The following is a 24,978-nucleotide window of genomic DNA, read 5'->3' as shown; positions in this document are numbered from 1 at the left end:
AATGAGGGATTTCCCTCAACCCACTTTGCCGCGCATCCCTACCCCTGCTTCTGCAACACCGTGATGTGCAGGCGGCGGCGAATCTCCATGCCTTGACGGCGATAGAGCGCGATCGCCGAGACGTTGCTGGTGAAGACGTGCAGGAATGGAATTTCGCCGCGCGCCACGATCTGGCGGGCGACCGCCGACAGCAGCGCCTGCGCGTAGCCATGGCCGCGATGCTCCGGATGCACGCAGACGGCGGTTATCTCGGTGTAGTTCCCCGGCTTCATCCGTTCGCCGGTCATCGCGACCAGTTCGCCATTGATGCGGATGCCGAGAAAGCTGCCGAGCTCATGCGTCCGCACACTGAACGGGCCGGGCTTTGTCAGCTCCGTCAACGCCATCATCGCAGGAACGTCGGCAGCGCCGAGCGTGACGATCTCGACGCCGGGCACAGAATGGTCCGCGGGCACGCCGATCATCTGCTCGCCGGTCTCGGCCAGCAGCACCTTGAACTGCGGCGGCACCGGGACAGGATCGGGCGTGAACAGCACCGCGATGTCAGGTCCCGACAGCAGTGCACCGAGCGCGGCAAAGCTCCTTGGCGACATGTCGACCATGTCGGCGAAGGGTGCGATCGCGAGCGGAAAGCGCCGCGCATCGGTGCCGCCTTCCGCCAGCTCGCGTTGTCTCGTGGTCAGCGCGCTCCAGATTGGGCGATCGAGCGGATGATTGGGCGGGACTTCGGACATGCGGCGCTTCGCTCCTGATTTTCCTCGAACAGAGCAAGAAGCGCAGGCAAAATCCAGCATGGCGTGTTGTGGTTGTGGCTCACAATCACGCCAGCAGGTGAAACCCCGCTACGCCACCTTCAGGCAGAGCTCGGTGCCACCTTTGAGCGGCAGCGTGATCGACACGAAGCCATTGTCGGGATCGCGCACGAACTCCAGGAAATCCGCCTCGGCATTGTCGTTCATGACGTAGCCGCCGACCCGAAGCTGCGGCGCGACGATCTCGATCACCTGGCGCGCCAGCGTCGGCCCCTTGTCGCCCGGCCAGCCGTCGATCAGGATGAAGTCGACGAGACCACCGAGATCGCGCAGCGTCTTGCGCGCATCGCCCTCGCGGATGTCGGCGTAGTCGGCAAGGCCGGCCTCCGCAAGATTGCGCTTCGCCGCTGCGACCTTGGCCGGCACGATCTCCGACCCGATCACGGTGCCGCCGCCATTGTCGCGCATCGCGGCGGCGAAATAGAGCGTCGACATTCCGACCGAGGTCGCGAACTCGGCGACGCGCTGGGCGCGCAAGCCGCGGCACAACAGATAGATCAGCTCGCCCTGCTCCGGGTGGATCGAGAATCCCTGCTCGGCATAGTCGTGCGGGTCGCGGCTGCCGCTCTGCATCGGATTGCCGCGCACGGGCGCCCGGCGGGTGGCCTGCAGGCGCTCGATGACGGCCGTGACGCGGGCATCGCGGATCGCGCTGTGCGGTTCGGCGTTGTACATGAAGGGGCTCCTTTGCGACTGCGTCATTGCTGCAGGATCTCAGCGGCCGCGCGGTCGAGGATCTTTGCGATCCGCCGCGCCTCTGCGGCATCGCAGCCGCGCTTCTGGCGCAGCGCGCTCTTCAGCGCGTGACGGGCGCGGTGCACCTCGTCGGAGGCTTCGCCATCGAGATCGCTCACACCGGCGAAGGCTTCGCGCACCTCCTCCATGCGGCGGCCGATCCGCGACAGCGCCTCGAGAATGGTATCCGCGGTCGCGCGGTTCTCGCCGAGATACGCCATGCCCTGCTCGGTGATGCTGTAGAGCTTGCGCGCCGCGTCCTGGGTGACGCTGGCATGGCCGATCTCCTCGAGGAACGTCAGCGCCGGATAGATCACGCCCGGGCTCGGGCTGTAGAAGCCGTCCGACCGCTCTTCGATCCTCTTGATCAGCTCGTAGCCGTGCGCCGGCTGCTCGCCGAGCAGCGCCAGGATGACCAGTTGCAGATCCTGCGACGAAAGCCGCCGCGATCCCGGAAAATCACCGCCGCCACCCCGCCCGAAGAAGCCATGGCCGCCGCGGCCAAAGCGGTGACCGCCCCTGCCATGCCGGCCCATGGCGAAGAACCCAAACCGGAAGCCGTCATCGTCCCGGTCGCGAAACATCGATCGTCTCATTTGTGCATTCCTTACTGAAAACATATCTTACGATATATCTACAGATGGAGGGACAACAACCCACATTTTCGTGAAATTTCCGAAATGGACGGCGACGACTGCTGGCCGAGGACTGGCCGGGCTCTCAGTCCGGGGCTTGCCGACCTTCATGCGGCTGGCCTATGGCTTTGAACGCCTTCCAGCCCCGCGACTCATGCGCCCCAAGACCTTCGAAGCCCATTGCCTGCGCCTGCCCGCCGCCACCAAGGTGGTGCAATGGGAAGGCACGTCGGTGTTCAAGGTCGGCGGCAAGATGTTCGCGCTGGCCGGCGGCTACATCGAGAGCACCGGCGGCTTCATGTTCAAGACCTCGAACATGGCCTATCACCTTCTGATCGAGCAGGGCCTGGCGCGGCCGGCGCCGTATCTGGCGCGCGCCAAATGGGTGCAGTTGATGGCGAACGACTCCCTGCCCGACGCTGAGCTCAAGGCCTATCTCGACCAGGCGCATGCGCTCATCGCCGGAAAGCTCACGCGGAAGTCGCGCAAGGCGCTCGGGCTCGACTGATCGCCGGAGCCGCGACGCGGCTCAACCACCCAGCGGCTTGTCGGAATCGCCCGACAGCAATTTCGGGAACAGCTCCTTGAAGGCGAACTTGTCGTCGCCCTTGGCGCGGTCGAAGCGCAGCACGACGTCGAACCGGCTGCCCTCCCATTTGGTCGGCGGGGTGCCCTTGCTGACCGGGATCAGCGGAAGGATATCGGAGATGATCGCCTTGTGCTCCCAGCACAGCAGCACGACGCCCTTCAGCGCCAGCACCGCAGGCACCAGCCTCGGCTCATCGCCCTTGCCAAAGCTTTCGTTCGGGGTCAGGCCGCGCCGTGCGGCAAGCGCCGAGATCGTCTCGGCCGGACGGCTCGACGGCGGCTGATTGGCCGTGGTGCCCGGTGTCGCGGCATAGATTGCATCGGGCTTGGCATAGTCACCGCCGGTGAGATCGGTGCCGAACAACGCGGTCCACGCGCCCGCACGCTCCCACCCACGGAGCACAAGCGACTCGGTGTCTGAGACGCCATCCGCGGTGAAACCGGGTCCCGGCCAGGAATCGCCCGGCTTCTCGGCATGACGGATGATGAAGAGCGTGAGCGCGTCCATGGGCGGCCTCTCGGGAGAAGATGTGTGGCAGGATCCGGCGTCGGCGACGTCGATCCTATCCCCGATACAGCCTCCGGTTGATGAACCGCATCACAGTTTGCGAAAACTCGCGCGGTACTGCGCCGGCGACACGCCGAGCCGCTCGGTAAACACGATCCGCATCCGGTCGGCCGAACCGAAGCCGCAGTCGAATGCAACCGCCTTCAGCGGCCGGTCTGAGCCCTCGAGCAGCCGGCGCGCGGCGTCGACCCGCGCCCGCTCGACGAATTCGTGCGGCGTGATTCCGGTCTCCTGCGCAAAGGCGCGGCCGAAATTGCGCACGCTCATGCCGACGGCTTCCGCCAGCGACTGCAGCGTGTGGCGCTCGCCGACATGCTGCATGACATGCGCCTGCGCGCGCGCAATCGGCGAATCCTCATCGACCGGCGCGGTGAGATAGGGACTGAATTGCGACTGCCCGCCCTGGCGCTGCGCCACCACGACCAGGCGCTTGGCCACCGCGACCGCAACCTGCGGCCCGTGCCGCTCGGCGACCAGCGCGAGCCCGAGATCGATCCCCGCGGTCACGCCAGCCGAGGTCATCAGATGTCCGTCGCGAATGTAGATGCGGTCGAAGATCACCTCGGCCGCGGGAAAGCGCGCCGCCAGCCGCTGCGCGTTCTGCCAATGCGTCGTCACCTTGTGGCCGTCGAGCAGCCCGGCATGGCCGAGCGCGAAGGCGCCGGTGCAAATCGAACCATAGAGCTCGGCGCGCGCGGGCGCCCCACGCAGCCACTGTGTCAGTTCGGGATCCGGCGCGGCATCGGGCAATGCCGGCCCGCCCGCCACCAGCAGGATATCGAACCTCTCTTGTGCCTCGGCGAAGCTGAGATCGGCCGATATCTTCATGCCGTTCGACGCGCGGAGCGGTTCGCAGTCGGCACCGACCAGCACGGTCTCATAGCCATCGCCCGCTGGCACAAAGCCGTTCGTCTCCGCGAACACGTCGACGGGACCCGCGACATCGAGCGCCTGAACCCCTTCGTGAATCGCGATCGCGACCCTCTGAACCGCCATGCCTTCTCCCTGCCCGCTGGCGCGAAACGACGTCTGGTTGGCCCGATCCGGCGGCGCGCGATCGTTGCGGGATCGGGCCAAAACGGGCGACAAGCACCCCACGGATCGCGCCATCCGGCGATCCGCACACACCGCAGAGACAAGCGCCGGGCTCGCGTGTTCGCACGCCACGGCATCGTCTTGCCACATCGAGGAGCGTCTTGAAATGACCGAGATCATCGCCGGCATCCGCGTACCCGACAGCGCGATGGCCCGCGCCGCCACCCAGCTGGTATGGGATACCGAGGACGCCCTGCTCTACAATCACAGCCGCCGCGTGTTCTTCTGGGGCGCGCTGACCGGCAACCGCCGCAAGCTGAAATTCGATCCCGAACTGCTCTATATCGGCGCCATGTTCCACGACATGGGCCTCACCGCTGCTCACGCTAGCCCCGATCTGCGCTTCGAGGTCGACGGCGCCAACGCTGCACGCGACTTCCTCAAGGGCTATGGCGTTCCGGAGCGCGACATCGAGGATGTCTGGACCTCAATCGCCCTGCACACCACGCCTGGCGTCCCCGAGCATATGCGTCCGACCATTGCGCTGGTCACCGCCGGCGTCGAGATGGACGTGCTCGGCATCGCCTACGACGATTTCTCGCACGAGCACCGCGACCATGTCTGCGCGCACCATCCGCGCGAGGCGAATTTCAAGGAGAACATCATCGATCATTTCGCCGCCGGCACCATCAGGAAGCCGTTGACGACCTTCGGCAACGTCAAGGCCGACGTGCTGGCGCTGAAGGACATGAACTATACCAGGACGAACTTCTGCTCGATCATCCTCGGCTCGAAATGGCCGACATGACGCGACGTCAATGGCGGTTGGCAGGACCGTGGTCGGGGCCGGGATCCCGACCGGCGGCCGCGTGGGAGAGCCGGCCCATGTAATGCGCCCAACCCTTGTCGTGGCTCTCGCACTGCGCGGCGTTCGGCAGGCCGCTATGGGTCATGCGGAGCAGCGTGCCGTTGTCCTGCTCCATCAGGTCGATCTCGATCAGGCTCGATCCCGGCGGCACTTCCTCGCTGCCCTCCCAGCCGAAGCTGTAGGCGAGACGATGCACCGGCACGACCTCGCGGAACGCTCCGCGCGCGGCGCGGCTGCGATCGCTGCCGAGCCCCTTGAGGAAGTAGAGGCCCCCGGGATGCGTCTCGGTCGCGGCTTCCAGCCCCATCCAGCTTACGATCTTTTGCGGATCGGTCAGGAAGGCGAACACGGTTGCAGCCGGGGCTGCGATCTGGATCTCGCGTTGAACGATGAAGGCTTCAGTCATAGATCCATGCTCCATTGACAGTCGGCGCTCAGGGATAATTCGTGACAAGGGTGGTGCGTCAACCCCATGATGGTGTGATGCAATTGTCCTCGACGTTGAGCTGGCTGGTCGACGCCGCCGCCGAGACCGCGGGCGCCAACCGGTTGTTGGCGGACCTCGGTAGCCACCTTATCACGGATGGCCTGCCGCTTGCCGGCGGCGCTCTGACGCTCGAGGTTCCGCACCCCCTGATTGCAAGACGAACCTGGCTGTGGCGTGCCGACAATGGCGAGGTCATCGAAGCGCTCGGATTCGCGCCGGAACAACCTTTTGCGATGCCCGATATGGTGGGATCCGGCGACGCCGGCCGGCGCTGGCTCGGAACTCTCGCGCCCGGCCCGATCCACGAGGGCACGATTGGAACGCGGCCGGACGGCCCGACCCTTGGTTGGATCGGGACACGCGCCTTCACGCCTGCCGAGGCGGATCAATTGCGCGAGGCGGCGCGGTTCATGGCCGCGCCGCTCGCCGCGCTCGCGGCGCGCGCGACACTGACGGCGGCGCTGGAGGCGTATCTCGGCCGGCGCAGCGCCGCGCGCGTTCTGGCATCGCCATTGCGGCGCAATACCGGCGAAACCATCCGGGCAGCACTGCTGTTTGCCGACCTCCGCGGCTTCACCGCGCTGTCGGAAAGCCATCCGCCTGCCGAGGTGATCGCGGCGCTCGATGCCTGGTTCGACCGCATCGCGGGCGCCATCCACGCCTTCGGCGGCGAGGTGTTGAAATTCATCGGCGACGGCCTGCTTGCAATCTTTCCGGTCACGACCAGCGCGCGCAGCGCATCCGAGGCGGCATTGCGCGCGGTGTCGGCGGCGCGCGTCGGTATGGCCCATCTCGATGCAGAGCGACGCAAGCAGGGCTTGCCGCCGTTGCCATTCGGCGCGGCGCTGCATCTCGGCGAGGTGCACTGGGGCAATATCGGCGCCGCCGACCGCCTCGACTTCACCGCGATCGGCGCCGCGGTCAATCTGGTGAGCCGGCTCGAAGGGCTCTGCAAGCCGCTCGAGCAGACCGTGCTGGTCTCGGACGCCGTTGCCGCCGAGACCGAGACGCCGCTGGTCGCGCTCGGCACCCATGAGCTGCGCGGCATCGCGCGGCCCTGCGCGGTCTTCACTCTGGCGGAGGGATGAGCCGGTCATCGGAACAGCCGCAGCCAGGGCGACAGATGGAACGCGCTCATCAGCACGTACATCGGGACCATCCCCTGCAATGACAGCGGGCCCTGCATGGCGCCGCAGATCATGTCGGCCGGCGCCATCGCGGCAACCAGCGCCATCACCGCGAAAGTCGGTGCCGCCGCCAGCGACAGAAAGCGCGCCACGATGGGCCCGCGTCCGCTGAGCCGCCCCCTCACCCAATCTTCTCGTGTTTCGAAACCGGTCATCGTTCGATCTCTCTGGAGATGATCCATGTCGTCATGTGCTAGGTTAGGACCGGGCCTCGGAGGGTGAGAGTGACAAGTGTGTCGGGATTCGAATGGATTCGTTGATCATAGCTGCGGCGCGCGCGCTCGCGGCGGGTGATCCCCTCGGCGCACTGAAACGGGTGGCCCTGCGCGACGATGCGCCGGCGCTGGCGCTGCGCGGCATCGCGATGGCCCGGCTCGGCGATTTCGCCCGCGCCAAGGAGCTGCTGCGGCGCGCAGGCCGCGCCTTCGGCCCGCGCGAAGCGGTCGCGCGGGCACGTTGCGTGGTCGCGGAGGCCGAGATCGCGCTGGTGTCGCGCGACCTTTCCTTCCCCGGCAAGAGCCTCGCCGCGGCGCGCGCAACGCTCGCGGCACGAGGCGATGCACTCAACGCCGCCCACGCCGGCTATCTCGAAATCCGCCGCCTGATGCTGATCGGGAGCCTCGATGCGGCCGAGCGCATGCTTGCTGGCCTCGACCCGGCACCGTTCCCGCCGGCGCTGCGGGTCGGCCATGAACTGGTCGTCGCCGGAATCGCGATGCGGCGGCTGCAGACCAAGCCGGCACGCGAAGCGTTGGCCCTCGCAAGGGAAGCCGCGCGCCGCGCCGGCATCGCCGAGCTCGCGGCCGAGGTCGAGAGTACCGCGCGCCTGCTCGCCACGCCCGCGGCGCGCCTGATCGCGCGCGGTAGCGAGCGGCCCCTCCTGCTCGAGGAGGTCGAAGCCCTGATGGCGTCGAAGGCGCTCGTCGTCGATGCCTGCCGCTACGTCGTGCGCGATATCGGCACGACGGTCTCGCTGACCCGGCGGCCAGTGCTGTTCGCGCTTGCCCGCGCGCTGGGCGAAGCGTGGCCGCAGGACGTGTCGCGCGGCACGCTGATCGCGCGGGCGTTTCGCGGCAAGCACGCCGATGAATCACACCGGGCGCGGCTGCGGGTCGAGATCGGACGGCTGCGCCGGGCGCTGCGGCCGCTGGCCGATCTCAGCGCCACGCCTGACGGCTTTGTGCTCCAGCCGCATGGCCGGCGCGAGGTGACCGTGCTGGCGCTGCCGGTCGAGGAGGAGCATGCCGCGGTGCTGGCTTTTCTCGCCGACGGCGAGGCCTGGTCGAGCTCGGCGCTGTCGGTCGCACTAGGGGCGAGCCAGCGCACCGTGCAGCGTGCGCTCGACGCGCTGGCCGCCACCGGCAAGGTGCAATCGGTCGGCCGCGCCCGCGCCCGGCGCTGGATGACGCCGCCGGTGCCGGGATTCACGACGACGTTGTTACTCCCTGCCCCGCTGCCGAACGGCTAGCATCGGGGCGCAATCGGAAGCGTTTTCGAGCGAAGCGGATACCGGTTCGCGTGAAGAAAACGCGTCAAAGCAGGATTCTGGAGCCTCGATTCTGATTCAATCAGAATTGAAGCTCCAGGCGACAGGAGCGCACATGAAAAAGGCCACGGCCGAGATCATCCGGGAATACGGTCCCTTCGACGGCGTCGAGAACGTCGGCGGCGTCAGCTTCGACGGCGAGCAGGTCTGGTTCGCGGCCGGCGATCGCCTGGTCGCCTTCGATCCCGACAGCGGCAACACCACCCGCACCCTCGAGATCGCGGCTCATGCCGGCACCGCCTTCGACGGCAAGCACCTCTATCAGATCGCCGAGGACCGCATTCTGAAGATCGAGCCGAACAGCGGGCGCGTGATATCCACCATCCCCTCACCCGGCGGCGGCCGCGACTCGGGCCTCGCCTGGGCGGAGGGCTCGCTGTGGGTCGGCCAGTATCGCGACCGCACCATCGTTCAGATCGATCCGGAAACCGGCAAGGTTCTGCGCACCATCGAAAGCAACCGGTTCGTCACCGGCGTCTCCTGGGTCGATGGCGAACTCTGGCACGGCACCTGGGAAGGCGATGAAAGCGACGTGCGGCGCATCGACCCGCAGACCGGCGAAGTCATGGAAAAGCTGGAGATGCCGCAGGGCGTGTTCGTCTCTGGCCTCGAGTCCGACGGCGCCGACCGCTTCTTCTGCGGAAGCGGCTCCGCCAACAACAAGGTGCGTGCCATCCGGCGACCGAAGCGCAGCCGCACGTGAAGCGATTTGCGATCACCTTTCGGCCAGTGAAAGAATAGAGCGGATCACCTGGCGCTTCTCGTCCGACAAACCCGCGAGCAGCGCCTCGTCGAGATGCTGTTCTCGGATGAGCCGTGCGAAGACAAGCGGGAGCTGCGAGTATCGATAGTCGAACATCTCATCGAGCTCCCTCCTTCGCTGGTGCAGATACTCGCCAACTTCCCACATCTCCGACGGCGTCGCTGCCGCAACGGCCCTGCTCTTGAATTCGACCATCACCTTGGCGAGTGCGCACTCCACCGCCGAATCATAGGCCTTGCGCGCAATCTTCTTCTCGGCCGGGGACCATTGGAGATCACGGTACATAGTGGGCTCTCGTGCGCCTGACGTCGTGCCAACAGTCATGGCATTCAGCCGTAGACGCCCGACCGATGCAATGACACCACAACGTTGCCCCTTTTGCCCGCCGCTCGGCAAGACCAATGCGTCGGTCCGAGCGGCGCGCTGCATGACGGAGTTAAAACCTCATGCCGGCGCAGGCGCCGCCGTGGGCCGCGCCGCCGGCATCGGGCGGAAGGTCATCATGATCAGGAACGCGCCGATGCCGACCGCCCAGGAGCCGACATAGAGCCACGTGTAGCTCGCGAAGGTGTCGTAGATCAGCCCACCGGCGAGCGGTCCGGTCGCCATGCCGAGGCTGCCGGCCATCGCGGTGCCGCCGATCACCGTACCCATCATCCGCAGCGGAAAATTCTCGCGGATCAGCACGGAATACAGCGGCATGGTGCCGGCATAGATGAAGCCGAAGATCGCGGCGACCGCGTAGAATGCGGCGAGCTCGCGCACGAAGACGTAGCCGAGCGCGCCGAACGCCTGCGCCAGCAATCCGAGCACCAGCACGCGCTTGGCGCCAAAGCGGTCGCCGAGCAGGCCGAAGGCGATGCGGCCGCCCATCCCGGCGAGCCCTTCGACGCTGTAGATCGTCACCGCAGCAACCATCGGAATGCCGCAGGTGACCGCGTAACTCACGGTATGGATGATCGGGCCCGAATGGGTCGCGCAGCAGAAGAAATTGGTCGCGATCAGGATGATGAATTGCGGCGAGCGCAGCGCCTGCGCCAGCGACATCGGCGGTTCGCCGTTTTCGGAGACCGCTTCAGCGTGGTCGCCCTGCAGCGCCGGCGGGCGGCGCACCAGGAATGAGACCGGGATCATGATCGCGCCGACCACGCCCGAGACGATCAGCATCGCGGTGCGCCAGTCGTGGTGGGAGATCAGCCAGGCCGCAAGCGGCGACATCGTCATCGGCGCCATGCCCATGCCGGCCGACACCAGCGAAACGGCGAGGCTTCGATGGGTGTCGAACCAGCCGGTGACGCAGGCCATCATCGGCGCGAAGATCGCCGCCGTTGCCGCGCCGACCACCGCGCCGAACACGAACTGAAAGGCCAGCAGCGATGTTGTCTGGCTGGCCAGCGCGAGGCTTGCCGCCAGCACGACCGATCCGGTCAGCACCACCGGAAGCGGCCCGAAGCGGTCGGACAGCGTGCCCCAGATCATGCTGGTGAAGGCCATCGCGAGAAAGCCGATCGTCATCGCGCTGGAAATGCCGGTCACCGACCAGCCGGTCTCGCGCGCCATGGGCTGGAGGAACACCGGCAGCGAAAACATGCCGCCGATCGCGACGCAGCCGAGCAGGCCGCCGGCCGCGACGATCACCCAGCGGTAGGTCGAATTGCTCATTCCGGAACTCCCATGCAGTTCGTTCTGGCTGCAAGACGAACGGACCGGAGCGGAACCGACAGCCGGCGTGCCCGCCAGCTCACTTTTTTGCGAGCATGGCGTCTGGCGCGGCTACCGAGATATTCCAGCTGGTCAGCGGCCAGCCAGACTGCACCCCGGCTCCGGCGCGATCTCACCGAGCGCGCGGATCTGCACAAGCTCAGAACCTTGTGTCTTGGCAATGAACATGTTCATCGCCGCGTGATGATCCTGGCCGAGCGTGACAGGGCCGGTCGGCGACGGAACGGTGAGACCCGCCATCGCGTCGATGATCGCCTCCTTGTCGAGCTTGCCGGCCTTCTCGGCCGCCGCCTTGAGCGCGATCAGCGTGTTGTAATGCGTCATCACATAGTTCGACACCGCGACACCCGGCTCCGCGGCGGCGCGGGCCTTCGCGACGAATGCCTTGACGGCAGGATCCTCGCTCGCCGCGACCGCCGGCACCACGGTCACCATGTTCTGCCCCTTGCCGCGGAAGATGCCGAGGTCGACTTCCGACAATCCAAGAAAAGCGACGGTGATGTCCTTCAACAGCCCAGCCTCGTCGGCCTGCCGGATGAAATCCATCCCGTCGCCCTTCAGCGCGAACAGCAGCACCTTGGCCTTGCTCGCCGCGATCTCCTTGATCAGCGGAGAGAAGTCGGTCTCCGTCCCCAGCGTGTATTTGGTCTCGACCACCTTGCCGCCGAGCTTCTCGATCAAGGGCTGCGCGATGCCGAACATCTGATGCGGCCAGACCCGGTCGGCGCCGAGCAGGAAGTAGGTGTTGCCGAAGGTTTGCGTCATGTAGGGCAGCAGCTGGCCGAGCTCCTGGTTCGGCACCGCGCCGAACGAAAGCAGATAGCGGCTGCATTTGCCGCCCTCGTAATTGGTGGCATACAGCAGCGGCGTCTTCGAGCTCTCGGCAATCGGCACCAGCGCATTCAGGTTGCGCGAGGTGATCGGACCGACCACCGCCAGCACGCCGTCCTTGTCGACCAGCGAACGCATGGCGTCAGCGGCCGCCTCCGGCCGCGTCTTGTCGTCGGCATATATGATTTCGACCGGCCGGCCGAGAATGCCGCCGGCCGCGTTGATGTCCTTGGCGGCGAGATCGAGCCCGAGCCGCGCCTGCTGGCCGTAGAGCTCGACACCGCCGGAAAACGGCAGCACCGCGCCGACGCGGATCGGTTCGCCGGGTTCAGCGGCGCGCGAAGGCTGAAGCAGCGCACCGCAGAGCAGAAGCGCGAGCGTCGTGCAGATGATCGAGCGTGATGCCATATACGTCGTCCCTTCAAGCTTGATACAACCATGCTTGATCGAGGTTATCGGCGTGGCACTGAAGAATTCGTCAAGCGCCCCCCATTTGCGTCACATTCGAGGCTATGCTCACTCCGCGCGTCGAGACATTTCCGCGCGCCTTCTTCCCCAAAATTCCTGGCCTATCCGGCAACCCGCATCCGCGGAGTGCCGGCCCACGCCTTGTCATGATCGATGAAAGGACCCCCTTTGCAAAACCGCTTCGTCCTGATCTCCGGCTGCTCCGGCGCCGGAAAATCGACGCTGCTGGCCGATCTGCGTGCGCGCGGCTATCCGGTCGTCGAGGAGCCCGGTCGCCGTATCATCGCCCATGAGCTCGCGTCCGGCGGCAAGGCGCTGCCGTGGGTCGATGCGGCAGCATTCCTGCATCGCGCCATTGACGTCGCACTGAAAGATATGGAGATGGCCAAAGCCCATTCCGGATGGGTGTTCTTCGATCGCGGCCTCGTCGACGCGGCGTCGGCGCTGCAGGCGTTGACAGGCGAGCCGGTGCTGCACCCGACCTGCTCCATCCATCGCTACCACGGTCGTGTGTTCATGACGCCGCCATGGCCCGAGATCTACCTCACCGATTCGGAGCGGCGGCACGGCTTCGAAGCAGCCACGGCGGAGCATCGGCGGCTGATGGAGACGCTTCCGACGCTCGGCTACGACGTGATCCACCTGCCGAAGCTATCGCCGTCCGCGCGCGCCGATTTCGTGCTGGCGACGCTCGGCGGCGGCATCCTGACTGAGGCCTGATCAGGCCGTCACTCCGCGGCCTCACGCTGCGGAACGCCCTGCTCGACATCGAGCTGCAAGATGTCGTTGAAGCGATTGAACGCGCCGCACAGCGCGATCCGCCAGGTCAGCTCGACGATCTGCGCTTCCGAGAAATGTTCGCGCAGCCGTGCGAATATCTCGTCGCGGGTCTTGTTCCAGTTGTTGGTTACGGCGATCGCATATTCGACCACAAGCTTGTCGAGCGCATCGAGCTCGGGATGATCCTGATAGTCGAGCAGCCGTTCGGCGCCCGCTTCCGAAACTCCCTGGATCGCGAGCTTCGGCGCATGGTGCGACACGCAATAATCGCACTTGTTGAGCAGCGACACCGTTACCAGCGCGAGCTCGAGATGCCGCTTCGAGACCACCGCCTCGTCGGCGAGATCGACCAGCAGCGACCACATGTGCTTGAAGATCGGCGGGCGCTGCGCCATGACGCCGGCCTGGTTCTCGAACGCGCCATAGGTGGTCATCTTGTCCCACAGCGGCTTGAGCTCGCTCGGCAGGTCGTTCCTGGTCTTGATTGACACGCGTGACATGGATTGCCTCGGATCGGAAATTGAACCAATGCAGCCTGCCCCGCTTCGCCTGATACCGCAAGCCGCAGGGCGGCATGGCAGGCGTCACGCTGGCCGCAACCCGCGGCGCGGTCCGGCAAGCGGAGCAACCGTCGGCTCAGAACGACGTCCCGCCTCCGAACCGGAACTCCTGCACGATGTCGTACTTGCCCTTCGTGATCGGCACGGCGTAATCGAACCGCAGCGGGCCGAACGGCGAGGCCCAGATCAGGCCGACGCCGACCGAGGTTCGTACCACGTTCCCGTCGTCGTATTGAAGGCCGCATTTGCAAGCAGCCGTATTCACCTCGCCGGTTGCGGCCCACGACGTCGGGCCTTGATAACCCCACAGCGAGCCGGCATCCGCATAGACAGCCCCCTTCAGCCCAACCTCGGAGGGCAGGAACCAGAACGGCATCTGCAGCTCCATCGACGCACCCCAGTATTTGGTGCCGCCGAGCGCATCCCCGACCGCGCCAAGGCTCGCATAGGTGATGTCGCGCGGGCCGATGCCGTTGGTGGCAAAGCCGCGCACCAGATTCGGCCCCATCTGGAAATGGTCCAGCATGCGCAGATCATTGTCGCCGACCTTGGTGAGCAGGCCGCCCTGCAGGTGGATCAGTCCGATCAGGTCGGACGCCAGCGGCGTGTAGTATTTCGCGTCGACCGCGCTCTTCAGATACGTCACGTCGCCGCCGACGCCGGCAAAGTCCTGCTTGAAGTCGATCAGCAGGCCATCGGTCGGGTTCTTGTTGTTGTCGACGGTGTTGTAGCTCAGGGTGTAGCCGATCTGCGAGGTCCAGGTCGCCCCTGCGGCCAGCTCCTTGCGCACCGGCAAGGTGGATTCGCCGTCGCCGTAGCAGCCATATCCATACAGCCCCGACGAGACCGAGTTGGTGGGATCGACGCCGCCGAGCACACTCTGGATGTAGGCAGGCGTCGGATTGAACGCGAGCAACGGGTTGGACGGATTGTTGTTGCAGTTCGCGTAGGCGCTATCGAGCGAGATTTCCTGCTGATAGAGCGAGTATCGCAACTGGAGGGTCAGGTCTTCGCGCAAGGCCAGGCCGAGCCGCGGCGAGAACCCGATCGTCTTCACGCCATAGGTCGTGTAGTCCGTCGGCAATTGCTCCTTGTAATACGCATCGAGCCCGAGAGCGACGCGATAGTCGAGCAAATACGGTTCGACAAAGGACAGCGACAGGCCGCGCGAGTACTGGCCGTAGCTGACCGTTGCCTTGGCAAACAGGCCACGGCCGAGCAGATTTCGCTCCGAGATGCTGACCTCGGCGAGCGCGCCGTCCGTCGTGGAATAACCGCCAGACACGGAGAAGTCGCCGGTCGACTTTTCCTCCAGGTTGACGATCAGAACGACGCGATCGCTCGTCGAGCCGGGCTCGGTGGTGATCTTGACCGTCTTGAAATAGTCGAGATTCTTCAGCCGCCGCTCGGCGCGATCGACCAGCGCACGGTTATATGCATCGCCCTCGGAGAGATCGAACTCGCGCCGGATCACGTAGTCTCGGGTGCGGTCGTTGCCGCGAATGTCGATCCGCTCGATATAGGTGCGCGGCCCCTCCTCCACGCGAAACATGATCCCCACCGTGTGGGCCTCGAAATTCCGTGCGCCGTCCGGACGGACCACCGCGAAGGCGTAACCGCGGCGTGACGCTTCGATCTGCATGTCCTCGACCGACTTCTCGACCGCCTCGACATTGTAGAGCGAGCCTTCGCCGACGCGCGACAATGAACGCAGCGTCGTCGGATCGAAGCCCGCAATGTTCGAGCGGAAACTGACCGTCGCAACGCGGTACTGCTGCCCCTCATCGATCTTGAACATCACCTGAAAGCCCTTGCGCTCCGGATCATACTCGGCGAGCGCTGCCACGATTTGGACGTCCGCGTAGCCGTGCTTCAGATAGAAGCGGCGGATCAGGTCACGGTCGGCCTCGACCCGATCCGGGTCGTAGATGTCGGCATTGCCGAGAAAGCTCAGGAAGTTTGTCTCATGGGTCTTGATCACGTCTTTCAGGCGCGCCGCCGAAAAACTGTTATTGCCCATGAACGCGATGGTCTTGATGCCGGTCTTCGCTCCCTCGTCGACGGTGAAGACGAGATCGACGCGATTGTTCGAGCGCTCGATGATTTCCGGCGTAACGTGCACGTCGTAGCGGCCTGAGCGCCGATAGATCTCGGCGATCCGCAGTGCATCGGACTGCACCATCGGCCGCGACAGGGTGCCCCGCGGCTTGGACTGCATTTCGGCCGAGAGCTGCTCGTCCTTGATCTTTTTGTTGCCCTCGAACGCGACGCGGTCGATCACTGGATTCTCGATCACGGAAACGACGATCCTGCCGCCCGCCTGATTGATCATGACGTCCTGGAACAACCCGGTCCCGACCAGTTCCTTGAGGGCGTCGTCGATGGCAGCTTGATCGAGATGGCCGCCGGGCCCCGGCCTGAAATAGGAGCGGATGGTCTCCGCCTCTACCCTCCGGTTGCCTTCGACCGTGATCGCATCAAGCGATTGGGCCGCCGCCGGAGCCAACAATGGCCATATCACCGGCGCCCCCGGAATCGAAAAGCCCGACAGCACGATCGCCGCGACAAAGCCCCGCCACGTGTTCATTCCACACCTCGCGAACAAGCCCCCCGTTGTGTCGGGATGGTGATGGCTGCGGTGTGGCTGCAGGATTGCGGAATTATTTCCAGTGGTTTGGGACTGTTAGCGCGACGCGACGCAGCCAGCATCGCGAATTGTTTCGGGCTGCGAGCGACGCTTACAGTTCAGAAACACTATGCTTACGAAAAGGCGCAATGCCGCCCACAAGCGACGCCTATGCTGGTCGATTGGTGGCTGAGCGCGCACCAGATCGCGCACAACATGACTTTGACAGGACCTAGTCGCTGACCATGCTTGCACACACTCCAAAGATCCTGATCGTCGAAGACGATCTGCCGACCAGAGACCTGATTGCCCGCTACCTGCGCGACCAATCCTGCCTGGTGGCCACGGCCTCGAATGGCAGGGAAATGGATCGTTACCTCGCCGGGCATTCGCTCGATCTCGTCATCCTCGATCTGATGCTGCCCGGAGAGGATGGATTGACCCTGTGTCGCCGCCTGCGCGGCGACTCGACGATCCCGATCATCATGCTCACGGCGAAAGGCGAGGACCTCGACCGGATCCTCGGGCTCGAGATGGGCGCGGATGATTATCTCGCCAAACCGTTCAATCCGCGTGAGCTGCTGGCGCGGATCAACGCGGTGCTGCGCCGCCAGGCCCAGGCCGGCCTTGCCGGGCGCTCGGGCCAAAGCGCCGCGCGCCTGCGCTTCCAGGACTGGACCATCGATCTTCGCCTGCGCGAACTGCGCGATCCCGACGGCGCCCAGGTCCCGTTGACCAGCGCGGAGTTCGACCTGCTGCAGGTGTTCTGCGAGCGACCCGGCCGGATCCTCACGCGCGATGGCCTCTTGACCATGACGCGCAGCCGGCCGGCCAGTCCATTCGGGCGCAGCATCGACGTCTTGGTCAGCCGGCTTCGCCGCAAGCTCGATACGAGCGAAGGATCGTCGGTGATCCGGACGGTACGCACCGGCGGCTACATCTTCACACCGCATGTGGAGGACGCATGAGCTGGACCCGCAGGATTGCCGCGCTTTTCAGCTTCCACCGGATCAGTGGCCAGATCGCCGCGCTCATCCTGCTGTCGCTGGTGCTCATCCATGCGCTGATCGGGCTTTATTTCGTCAGCCAGAAGCCGAGATCGTTCGCGGACAGGCCGATCCATCAGTTCCAGCTGGTTGCCAAGCTTCTGGCCGAGGCCCCTGCGGCCGATCGCGCAACGCTGTTGCGCGCGGCCGATCGAGCCTTTCCTCGCCTGCACCTCACATTGCGCGACGCAGGTCCGGGCTCGTCTGACGGTGCTTCGTCAGAGCCGCCCGGCGTCGACGATATCGACGAGTTTTCCTCGAAGACCGCGCCGGCGGCGGCTCGGTTGCCGGACGGAGCCCTGTTCGAAGCGACGATCGGCCCGACGAAAATGCCGCCCTTCTTCGGCGGATTCTGGGTCAGCACATTCCTGTTCCTGTTCGTCAGCGTCACGCTGCTCGGCGTGTGGGCCGGCCGCGCGCTCAGCGCGCCGCTGTCCGCGTTCGCCCGCGCCGCCGAGAATTTCAGCATCAGCCAGGCGGCCGCGCCGCTGCCGGAGACCGGCCCGGAGGAAATCCGCGCCGCAGCAGTCGCGCTCAATCGCATGCGCGAACGCATCACCACGTTGATGAATGACCGCACGCGCATGCTCGCCGCCATCAGTCACGACCTGCGCACGCCGATCACCCGGTTGCGGCTCAGGTCCGAATATATCGAAATCGATGCCCAGCGCGCGGAGACCCTGCACGACCTCGATCAGATGCAGGCGATGCTGGAATCCGTGCTGTCATTCCTGAGCGGCGGCAGCGCGGCGAAGCCGACGCTTGTGAACGTCGCTGCGCTGCTGCAGACGATCTGCGAGCAATTCTCCGATTGCGGTCACGTCGTGCGCTACCAGGGCCCGAACAGGGCTTCGCTCCTGATCCGCCCGAGCGAGATCAGCCGCACCGTGACCAACCTGGTGGAGAACGCCCTGAGGTTCGGTAGCGAAGTCGATATCCGGCTGACCGCGTCAGCCGATCAGGCCACCATCGATGTCTCGGACGACGGTCCGGGGATTCCAGAGCACCGCCGGGCCGAAATGCTGAAGCCGTTCGTCCGCGGAGACGAGGCCCGCACCATGGACGAGACAAGCGGCTTCGGACTTGGCCTTTCGATCGCGCAGGCCATGGTGTGCGGGCATGGCGGCCAGCTGTCGCTGCACGACAACACGCGGCACGGCCTTCTTGTTCGCATCAAATTGCCGGGGCCCGTGCACCCTGGATCGGATCGAAGTGGGACGAGCGCGTCGCGACCCGCAGTTCCTGAGCTCGTTGGCTAGAGCAAATTCAGGATCGGGTTTGGCCCGCAGGATCATCCCTTCCTCGGATCGGCGCGTGTGTTGCGCAGCAGATTGTCGCGCAGCCTCGCGACGGTCTTCTGCACGACGGGAAATTCGTCTCCGAGCCCGGTGGCTTCGACCAGGGACACATTGATGTCCTTGTCGAGCAGGCGCCGGCCTGCCGCCGTCAGGCTCACGCGAACCTGCCGCTCATCGGCGGGATCTCTGACGCGGCTGATATAGCCGCTCTGCTCCAGCTTCTTGAGGATCGGCGTCAGCGTGTTGGATTCCAGAAACAGCTTTTCGCCGAGCGCGCTGACGGTCTGCTCGTCCGCCTCCGACAGCGCCACCATGGCGATGTATTGGGTGTAGGTCAGGCCGACCGCATCCAGGATCGGCTTGTAGGCGCGGCCGAAGGCCAGATTGGCCGAATAGACCGCAAAGCACAGAAAATTCGAGAGTTTTCGGCCCTTGGTCTCGGCCTTGGAGGTGCGGGTCACGGGCGTCTCCGGAGTTTGTGATGTCGCGATCCATATAAATCGTATCCGATTAAATCGGAAGTGCTTGACACGATCAAGCCTGAAGCCTATTTCGACACGCACACGATTAGATCGGACACGATCTATATTCATCCCAAAGGAGCTCGCCATGACCGCCAATGCAAAGGTTCTCGTCACTGGAAAGACCCACGTCACCGCCGGCCCGAACGGCGCCGCCCGCTCGCGCGACGGCTTCCTCGACGTCAAGCTGCCGCAGCCGCACCCCGCCGCGGAAAACCTGTTCGGGGCCGCCTGGTCGGCCTGCTACATCGGCGCGATCCAGCTCGCCGCCGGTCAGCGCAAGGTCAAGCTCGCGAGCGAGCCCGAGGTCGACGCCGAGATCGATCTGAACCAGGCCGGCAGCGCCTTCTTCCTGAGCGCCCGCCTCAACGTCCACGTCCCCGGCGTCGAGCGCGAGGTCGCGCAGGAGCTGATCGAAGCCGCGCACGGCATCTGCCCCTACTCCAAGGCGGTCCACGGCAACATCGAAGTCACGACCACCCTCGTCTGAAACGAGCACATGACGATCTCCGACGCGGGCCGGCCGCTTGCCGGCTCGCGGTCGGGCAAGTCCAGAAGACTGGAGTTCAAGATGACCAGCAAGCTGATGAAGGCAACGCGCCTGCTCGCAAGGACGGCCTTGTTCACCGCAAGCCTCCTGACCATACCGAGCGCACAGGCGCAGCAACCGGCCGGTTTCACGCGAACCGACCTGCAGCGCCACGACCTCAGCGTCGGCGGACGTGAAGCCGTGCAGGTGCGGGTCGACATCGCGCCGGGCAAGGGCTTCGGCCGCCACACGCATCCGGGCGAAGAAATCATCTACGTGCTCGCCGGCCCCCTCGAATACGACGTCGACGGCAGGCCGCCGGCGAGGCTGAAGGCCGGCGACGTGCTGTTCATTCCCGCCGGCACGGTCCATGCGGCGAGGAATGTCGGCGACGTCACCGCCAGCGAGCTTGCGACTTACATCGTCGAGAAGGACAAGCCGCTGCTGACCCTCGTGAAGTGACCGGTACCGCCTGCCCGCCCCGGCGCCTGGGCAGGCACGGCGACATCGTGTTCACTTCGTGCCGCGAGCCTCGGCCTGCCGCACCGGCCGCGCATTGAAGATCAGGAAGCTGAGCGCGGCCATGATCCACACCCCGATGCCGCCATAGAGCATCACCCAGCCGAAGCCGCTCGCGAGTGCCTGATGCACGACCGGGCCGGTCAGCTCCGGCGCGGCTGCGACGTCGCCGGCCGCGATCCGCTCGCCGATCGCGCGAAGTTGCGCGCCGTCCAGCGCCGGTAGCACCGCCTTCAGATGCGCCAACACGCCGCTTGCCAGGATGAAGCCCATCAGCGCGATGTTGACCGAAAGCGAAACCATCCGCGCGCTCATGTCGATGCCCGAGGCCATGCCGGCGCGGTCGCTCGAGACCGAGCCGGTCGTCGTGTTGGTGACCGGCGTGTTGGTGATGCCGAGGCCAATTCCGGCGAGCAGGCAGCCGGGCAGCATCGTCAGCCAGTCCGGCTGCGCGGCGGCGCTGGCGAATTTCATCAGCATGAATCCGGCGCCGATCGTGAACAGCCCCACCGGAATGATCAGTCCGGGCTGATAGCGCAGCGACAGTCGTTCGGCGAACGGCGGCATCACCAGCGTCGGCAGCGTGTAGGCCAACAAGGCAAGTCCCGCGGACACGCTGTCATAGCCGAGGCCTGCATGAAACCAGATCGGCAGATAGATCATGAAAGGCCAGTAGCTGAGGTTCATCGCCGCCGAGCCGACGATCGAACCGGAGAAAGCCGGGATCCGAAAGACAGAGAAGTCGAACATCGGCCGCCGGCTGATTCTCTCGGCAACCAGGAACGCGGCGAAGCTCGCCGCGGAGACGCCGAGGATCGCAAGCCCCTTCAAGCTGACGAAGCCGAGATCCGGCCCCTGCGTGATGTAGAAGGCGAGGCAGAACACCGCGACCGACATCGTCACGATACCGGCGACGTCGAGGCTGCTGGCCTTTGGGTCCCTCGATTCATGCACACCGCCGACCGTGAGCACGAACGCCGCGGCCGCGAACAGCACGTGGACGAGGAACACCCACTCCCAACTCAGCACCGCGACAACGGCGCCGCCGATGATCGGGCCGAAGCCGAGGCCGAAGATGACGCCCCACCAGCCCCAGGCGACGGCGCGCACCCGGCCGCCCTGGAATTCGTGCGAGAGCACGGCGATCTGGCAGATCAAGAGCGCGCCGCCGCTGAGGCCCTGCAGGAACCGGGCGAAGATCAGCATTTCGACGCTCGAGGCAATGCCGCAGATCAGCGAGGTGATGCCGAACGCCGCGATCGCGACCAGGAAGATGCGCTTGCGTCCATAGCGGTCCGCGACCGTCCCGATCGCCATCAGCACCGTGGTGACCGCGATCGTGTAGGCGTTCATGATCCATTGCAGCGCCTTGAAGTCGGCATGCAGCACTCGCTCCAGCGTCGGCAGGATCGCGGGGATGCTGGAAATCTCCAATCCGAACATCAGGCAAGCAAGGCATACGGCAGACAGCACGACAGCGCCGCGGCGGCTCAGTTCAGTAGACATGATCAGGCCTTTTGTTGTGGCAAGCCAACGGCATACCGCACGCTGTTGCCAGGGTGCTGGCAGCAGCCTCGGTCGATCGACTCACGATGTATTGAGGCAGCAGCGGCAGGAATCGGGTGGCCACGGCGCTTCACAACGCAAAGCTAGTCATGGCTTGAGCATTGGTGAATTGGATGACTAGAGCATTTTCCACATGATGTGGATCATCTGGTGTATCCAGCATGCCTAAAGTAGTTGGCACACATCTGCGGCGCAAACGACTTGACGAGTTTGCCGATGAGTTTGAGCAGGGCTTGGACCGTGCGGGTGGCGCCTTTGCGCAGCGCAGCTTTCAACCGGGAGAAGGCCTGTTCGATCGGATTGAGGTCGGGCGAGTAGGCCGGCAGATAACGCACGCGGGCGCCGACAGCCTCGATCGCCTCGCGGACACCGGCGATCTTGTGAGTGCGCAAGTTGTCCATGAAGACGATGTCGCCCTTGCGCAAGGTCGGCGCCAGGACTTGCTCGACATAAGCCAGGAACGAGGGCCCATCCATTGCACCGTCGATGACATAGGGCGCCGTGAGGCCATCGATGCGCAGCGCGGCGACAAGCGTCAGCGTCTTCCAGTGACCATGGGGCACGCCAGAGACGAGGCGCTCACCGCGAGGAGAGCGCCCATAGTGCCGGACCATCTTCGTCGTGACCGCAGTCTCGTCGATAAAGATGAGGCGCGGTGCACGCAGCTTGGGCTGCTCGGCTTTCAGCGCGGCACGCTCGGCAGCGACGTCAGGTCGATCCTGCTCGGCGGCGTGCAGTGTTTTTTTTGAAGGTGATGCTGTGACGGTCGAAGAAACGCCAGATCGAACCGATGCCGGCCTTTTGCTTTCTCTGAGAGCGCAGACGCGCGCGGATCTCCTCGAGCGTCAGGTCCGGCTCCGCGGCGATCAGCTCGATCAGCCACTGCTTGTGCTGCTCCAACGGCGAGCGGCTGTGCCCGGTGCCGGGCTTGGCCTCAACGTTTCCGGTCTTCCTCCAACGATCCATCCATCGGATCGTAGTCGAAGCGCCGAGATTGAGAATGCGCGCAGCCTCACGTGCGCTTTCGCCGGACTCAACAAGCTCAACCGCACGCACCCTGAGGTCCTTGGAGTATCCCTTCGCCATCGCATGCCCCGCATGTTGTCGCGGGCAACACCGAATCTGATTTGCGTGCCCGTGGGAATCCCCTTTGACTGTTCCGATTCACCTCAACTGGAAACCGCTCTAGATATTTCAGAGACAACAAATCCGGATGACTGACATGACCACGCTCGACGTCGACACCGTGAAGACATTCGTGACCATCGCCGACCTCAAGAGCTTTACGCGCGCCGCTGAAACACTCGGCACCACGCAGGGCGCGATCAGCGTCAAGTTGAAGCGGCTGGAAAGCCAGCTCGGCCACAGGCTGATCGAACGGACACCGCGCCGGGTGCGCCTGTCGGCGGAGGGCGCAGCTTTCCTCGCCCCGGCGCAGGAATTGCTCGGCGCGCATGATCGCGCCGTCGCGGCGTTGTCGCCCGTGCGCCCGCGTCGCTTCTCGCTCGGCATTGCCACCCATGTCGGAGGCGCGGAGGTTCCGACCTTGCTGGCGCGGCTGCATGCGCACGACCCGGCGCTCACCATCGAAGTCCGGCTCGAGGATTCCCGCGACCTGCTCGACGCCTTCGATCGCGGCGAGATCGATGCCGCCATCATCCGCCGCGAGGACGACCGCCGCGACGGCGAAATGCTGGCGACGGATCACTATGGCTGGTTCGCCACGCCGGACTTCGTCCATCGCGCGGGCGAGCCGCTGCGGCTCGCCGCCTCCTCGCCGTCCTGCGGCGTGCTCAACATCGCGACGCGCGCGCTGGCGGCGGCTAGCATCCCGTGGACGGAAACTTTCCTCGGCTGCGGGTCCTTTGCCGTCGCCGATGCGGTCGCCGCAGGCCTCGCTACGTCGGTATTCTCGCGCCGGCTCGCCCCGGCCGGGACGATCGAGGTCAGCGGGCGGCTCGGCCTGCCTGCCCTGCCGCCGTCCGAGATCATGCTGCTGTCGGCGCTGTCAGATGCAAAATCACGCGCGGTGCTGAAGACGATCGTTGGTGCCTTTCGCGAGCATCATCGGATGCCTGCCAATCGCGCGGCAGAGGAAATCCATACCGTCACGGAAGTTGTCGGCTCCTGAACGATCTGTGCGCCGGCCCTCTAGTGTGCTGAATGCGAAGTTCGTGCGATTTCGCGGCAGCCACTTTCACGAACTTCGCATTCATAAAGCACACTAGAATCATCAGTTTGCTAGTGTCCTTATCGAATCCGAAGTTCGCTCCGAAGGTGCGGCAAATGATGCGAACTTCGGATTCGGGACACTAGCGGCGCGCGCTTCCGGCGCGCTTTCCCTCGAACAGCGCACGCTCCGAGGCGAGCGCCCTGGCGAGAAACTCGAGCGTCGCGCGGATGCGCGCGGTGCGCTTGAGATCGTCATGGGTCAATAGCCACAGCGCCGAGCGCGGCTCCGCGAGTGCTTTCGGCGTCAGGCGGCGCAGCGTGGGCGCGAGATCGCCGACATAGCAGGGCAGCAGGGCAAGCCCCAGTCCCGCCGCAGCGGCATCGCGCAGCGCCGGAAGCGCATCGACCCGGCAGGTGGTCCGCGCCGAACGCAGGTTCTCGCGCATCCAGCTGGCGATAACGGTCCCCGCCAGCGCATCGTCGAGCCCGATCCAGTCGTGCACCGACAAATCCCTGTCGACGCGGCGGGCGAGATAGGCGCGTGATCCGTAGACCGCATGGGCAATATCGGCAATGCGCCGTCCGACCAGCAGTTCGGATGGCGCCGGTGTCGGCCGGATCGCGATCTCGGCCTCGCGGCGCGTCAGGTTCGCCATCGCATTCGAGATGATGATCTCCGGCTGGATCTCCGGATGCGCGGCGCGCATCGCCGGCAGATGCCGCATCAGCACCGCGCCGAGCGTGTCCGTCGTCGTGATCCGCACCGGCCCCGACGGCCTGAGGTCCTGCCCCGCCAGCTTGCGCTCGAGCGCAAGCACTTCGTCCTCGAGCCGGGCTGCCGACGCCGCCGCGATCTCGCCCGCCGGCGTCGGCGCGTAGCCGTCGCGGAAGCGCTCGAACAGCCGCGTTCCGCTCGCATCCTCGATCGTGCCGAGGCGACGAAACACGGTGGAATGCGTGACGCCGAGCCGGCGCGCCGCCCCCGAGAGGCTGCCTTCCCGCGCGACCGCGAGGACAAGCCGAAGGTCGTTCCAGTCGATGACGCTGTGCATTTTTGCAAACTCACTTCGCAGTGCTGGATAATATCTTATCACAAACGGACAGGCCATCTTCCCG

27 protein-coding genes are annotated in these 24,978 nt (G+C 65.3%); 11 read left to right on the top strand and 16 right to left on the bottom strand.

Annotated features, from left to right (window positions below; genetic code table 11):
- Positions 1–38 precede the first annotated feature (38 nt).
- The 3 genes from ACVMDN_RS14385 to ACVMDN_RS14375 form a co-directional block, all read right to left on the bottom strand.
- Positions 39–734 carry a GNAT family N-acetyltransferase gene (locus ACVMDN_RS14385; protein WP_253639925.1) on the bottom strand — a complete coding sequence of 232 codons (696 nt, stop codon included), beginning with the start codon at positions 732–734 and terminating at the stop codon, positions 39–41.
- Positions 735–842: 108 nt separating this feature from the next.
- Positions 843–1,487 (bottom strand): O-methyltransferase, encoded by a 645-nt coding sequence (locus tag ACVMDN_RS14380; protein ID WP_141342285.1) that lies wholly within the window; start codon positions 1,485–1,487, stop codon positions 843–845.
- Between the two features lie 23 nt (positions 1,488–1,510).
- Positions 1,511–2,143, bottom strand: coding sequence for a PadR family transcriptional regulator (locus tag ACVMDN_RS14375; protein WP_246786708.1), 633 nt, complete (start codon positions 2,141–2,143; stop codon positions 1,511–1,513).
- 193 nt (positions 2,144–2,336) lie between these two features.
- Here ACVMDN_RS14375 and ACVMDN_RS14370 point away from each other — a divergent pair, with 193 nt between their 5' ends.
- A complete protein-coding gene (locus ACVMDN_RS14370) occupies positions 2,337–2,690 on the top strand; it encodes an MmcQ/YjbR family DNA-binding protein (RefSeq protein ID WP_057019824.1) in 354 nt (117 codons plus the stop codon).
- Positions 2,691–2,711: 21 nt separating this feature from the next.
- On the opposite strand, the gene ACVMDN_RS14365 is transcribed toward ACVMDN_RS14370, so the two are convergent.
- On the bottom strand, positions 2,712–3,278 hold the full coding sequence (locus ACVMDN_RS14365; RefSeq protein ID WP_018271230.1) for a hypothetical protein: 567 nt from the start codon (positions 3,276–3,278) through the stop codon (positions 2,712–2,714).
- 90 nt (positions 3,279–3,368) lie between these two features.
- On the bottom strand, positions 3,369–4,334 hold the full coding sequence (locus ACVMDN_RS14360; RefSeq protein WP_141342284.1) for a GlxA family transcriptional regulator: 966 nt from the start codon (positions 4,332–4,334) through the stop codon (positions 3,369–3,371).
- Between the two features lie 205 nt (positions 4,335–4,539).
- Between ACVMDN_RS14360 and ACVMDN_RS14355 the strand changes: the two genes are divergently transcribed.
- Positions 4,540–5,181 carry an HD domain-containing protein gene (locus ACVMDN_RS14355; protein WP_057019820.1) on the top strand — a complete coding sequence of 214 codons (642 nt, stop codon included), beginning with the start codon at positions 4,540–4,542 and terminating at the stop codon, positions 5,179–5,181.
- A gap of 7 nt (positions 5,182–5,188) precedes the next feature.
- Here the strand turns inward: ACVMDN_RS14355 and ACVMDN_RS14350 are convergent, their stop codons facing one another.
- A complete protein-coding gene (locus ACVMDN_RS14350; RefSeq protein WP_057019819.1) occupies positions 5,189–5,647 on the bottom strand; it encodes an SRPBCC family protein in 459 nt (152 codons plus the stop codon).
- A gap of 77 nt (positions 5,648–5,724) precedes the next feature.
- On the opposite strand from ACVMDN_RS14350, the gene ACVMDN_RS14345 reads away from it, so the two are divergent.
- Positions 5,725–6,816 carry an adenylate/guanylate cyclase domain-containing protein gene (locus ACVMDN_RS14345; RefSeq protein ID WP_456835132.1) on the top strand — a complete coding sequence of 364 codons (1,092 nt, stop codon included), beginning with the start codon at positions 5,725–5,727 and terminating at the stop codon, positions 6,814–6,816.
- Between the two features lie 5 nt (positions 6,817–6,821).
- Here the strand turns inward: ACVMDN_RS14345 and ACVMDN_RS14340 are convergent, their stop codons facing one another.
- Positions 6,822–7,070: a hypothetical protein gene (locus ACVMDN_RS14340; RefSeq protein ID WP_246786707.1), complete on the bottom strand. Its 249-nt coding sequence runs from the start codon at positions 7,068–7,070 to the stop codon at positions 6,822–6,824.
- Between the two features lie 92 nt (positions 7,071–7,162).
- Here ACVMDN_RS14340 and ACVMDN_RS14335 point away from each other — a divergent pair, with 92 nt between their 5' ends.
- Together ACVMDN_RS14335 and ACVMDN_RS14330 are read left to right on the top strand one after the other, a co-directional pair.
- Positions 7,163–8,383: a helix-turn-helix domain-containing protein gene (locus tag ACVMDN_RS14335; protein ID WP_076831834.1), complete on the top strand. Its 1,221-nt coding sequence runs from the start codon at positions 7,163–7,165 to the stop codon at positions 8,381–8,383.
- A gap of 133 nt (positions 8,384–8,516) precedes the next feature.
- Positions 8,517–9,164 carry a Vgb family protein gene (locus ACVMDN_RS14330; protein ID WP_057019817.1) on the top strand — a complete coding sequence of 216 codons (648 nt, stop codon included), beginning with the start codon at positions 8,517–8,519 and terminating at the stop codon, positions 9,162–9,164.
- Positions 9,165–9,176: 12 nt separating this feature from the next.
- On the opposite strand, the gene ACVMDN_RS14325 is transcribed toward ACVMDN_RS14330, so the two are convergent.
- From ACVMDN_RS14325 to ACVMDN_RS14315, 3 genes are all read right to left on the bottom strand, one after another.
- Positions 9,177–9,653, bottom strand: coding sequence for a hypothetical protein (locus tag ACVMDN_RS14325; RefSeq protein WP_253639926.1), 477 nt, complete (start codon positions 9,651–9,653; stop codon positions 9,177–9,179).
- Positions 9,654–9,668: 15 nt separating this feature from the next.
- The gene (locus ACVMDN_RS14320; RefSeq protein WP_456835133.1) at positions 9,669–10,886 is read right to left on the bottom strand and encodes an MFS transporter; all 1,218 of its coding nucleotides are present in this window, start codon (positions 10,884–10,886) and stop codon (positions 9,669–9,671) included.
- 132 nt (positions 10,887–11,018) lie between these two features.
- The gene (locus tag ACVMDN_RS14315) at positions 11,019–12,185 is read right to left on the bottom strand and encodes an ABC transporter substrate-binding protein (protein WP_141342059.1); all 1,167 of its coding nucleotides are present in this window, start codon (positions 12,183–12,185) and stop codon (positions 11,019–11,021) included.
- A 213-nt stretch (positions 12,186–12,398) separates the two neighbouring features.
- On the opposite strand from ACVMDN_RS14315, the gene ACVMDN_RS14310 reads away from it, so the two are divergent.
- Positions 12,399–12,965 (top strand): AAA family ATPase, encoded by a 567-nt coding sequence (locus ACVMDN_RS14310; RefSeq protein ID WP_456835134.1) that lies wholly within the window; start codon positions 12,399–12,401, stop codon positions 12,963–12,965.
- Positions 12,966–12,973: 8 nt separating this feature from the next.
- Here ACVMDN_RS14310 and ACVMDN_RS14305 read toward each other — a convergent pair whose 3' ends face one another.
- Together ACVMDN_RS14305 and bamA are read right to left on the bottom strand one after the other, a co-directional pair.
- Positions 12,974–13,525 carry a carboxymuconolactone decarboxylase family protein gene (locus tag ACVMDN_RS14305; RefSeq protein WP_057019813.1) on the bottom strand — a complete coding sequence of 184 codons (552 nt, stop codon included), beginning with the start codon at positions 13,523–13,525 and terminating at the stop codon, positions 12,974–12,976.
- A gap of 136 nt (positions 13,526–13,661) precedes the next feature.
- Positions 13,662–16,172 carry an outer membrane protein assembly factor BamA gene (gene bamA / locus ACVMDN_RS14300; RefSeq protein WP_456835135.1) on the bottom strand — a complete coding sequence of 837 codons (2,511 nt, stop codon included), beginning with the start codon at positions 16,170–16,172 and terminating at the stop codon, positions 13,662–13,664.
- Between the two features lie 284 nt (positions 16,173–16,456).
- Here bamA and ACVMDN_RS14295 point away from each other — a divergent pair, with 284 nt between their 5' ends.
- Together ACVMDN_RS14295 and ACVMDN_RS14290 are read left to right on the top strand one after the other, a co-directional pair.
- Entirely contained in the window at positions 16,457–17,179 is a 723-nt protein-coding gene (locus tag ACVMDN_RS14295) for a response regulator (protein WP_141342068.1), read from the top strand.
- Positions 17,176–18,516 carry an ATP-binding protein gene (locus ACVMDN_RS14290; RefSeq protein ID WP_456835136.1) on the top strand — a complete coding sequence of 447 codons (1,341 nt, stop codon included), beginning with the start codon at positions 17,176–17,178 and terminating at the stop codon, positions 18,514–18,516. The genes ACVMDN_RS14295 and ACVMDN_RS14290 overlap by 4 nt, the downstream gene beginning before the upstream one ends.
- Before the next feature lie 32 nt (positions 18,517–18,548).
- Here the strand turns inward: ACVMDN_RS14290 and ACVMDN_RS14285 are convergent, their stop codons facing one another.
- A complete protein-coding gene (locus ACVMDN_RS14285; RefSeq protein ID WP_057019810.1) occupies positions 18,549–19,016 on the bottom strand; it encodes a MarR family winged helix-turn-helix transcriptional regulator in 468 nt (155 codons plus the stop codon).
- Positions 19,017–19,164: 148 nt separating this feature from the next.
- Here ACVMDN_RS14285 and ACVMDN_RS14280 point away from each other — a divergent pair, with 148 nt between their 5' ends.
- A complete protein-coding gene (locus ACVMDN_RS14280; RefSeq protein ID WP_456835137.1) occupies positions 19,165–19,566 on the top strand; it encodes an Ohr family peroxiredoxin in 402 nt (133 codons plus the stop codon).
- Positions 19,567–19,662: 96 nt separating this feature from the next.
- Entirely contained in the window at positions 19,663–20,067 is a 405-nt protein-coding gene (locus ACVMDN_RS14275) for a cupin domain-containing protein (RefSeq protein WP_456835874.1), read from the top strand.
- A 51-nt stretch (positions 20,068–20,118) separates the two neighbouring features.
- Here the strand turns inward: ACVMDN_RS14275 and ACVMDN_RS14270 are convergent, their stop codons facing one another.
- Positions 20,119–21,630: an MFS transporter gene (locus ACVMDN_RS14270; protein ID WP_456835138.1), complete on the bottom strand. Its 1,512-nt coding sequence runs from the start codon at positions 21,628–21,630 to the stop codon at positions 20,119–20,121.
- 203 nt (positions 21,631–21,833) lie between these two features.
- Positions 21,834–22,776 (bottom strand): IS630 family transposase gene (locus ACVMDN_RS14265; protein ID WP_141343507.1). Its coding sequence is split into 2 segments (ribosomal slippage): positions 21,834–22,436 and positions 22,438–22,776, totalling 942 coding nucleotides; the frame shifts between segments, so codons are not numbered across the junction.
- A gap of 136 nt (positions 22,777–22,912) precedes the next feature.
- Here ACVMDN_RS14265 and ACVMDN_RS14260 point away from each other — a divergent pair.
- Positions 22,913–23,821, top strand: coding sequence for a LysR family transcriptional regulator (locus tag ACVMDN_RS14260; protein ID WP_253639927.1), 909 nt, complete (start codon positions 22,913–22,915; stop codon positions 23,819–23,821).
- A gap of 181 nt (positions 23,822–24,002) precedes the next feature.
- On the opposite strand, the gene ACVMDN_RS14255 is transcribed toward ACVMDN_RS14260, so the two are convergent.
- Entirely contained in the window at positions 24,003–24,914 is a 912-nt protein-coding gene (locus tag ACVMDN_RS14255) for a LysR family transcriptional regulator (RefSeq protein ID WP_456835139.1), read from the bottom strand.
- Positions 24,915–24,978 lie beyond the last annotated feature (64 nt).

This window comes from Bradyrhizobium sp. USDA 4510 (assembly GCF_054059095.1).
The sequence above is the reverse complement of the archived record's forward strand: the minus strand, read 5'-3'. Positions and strand labels throughout refer to the sequence as shown.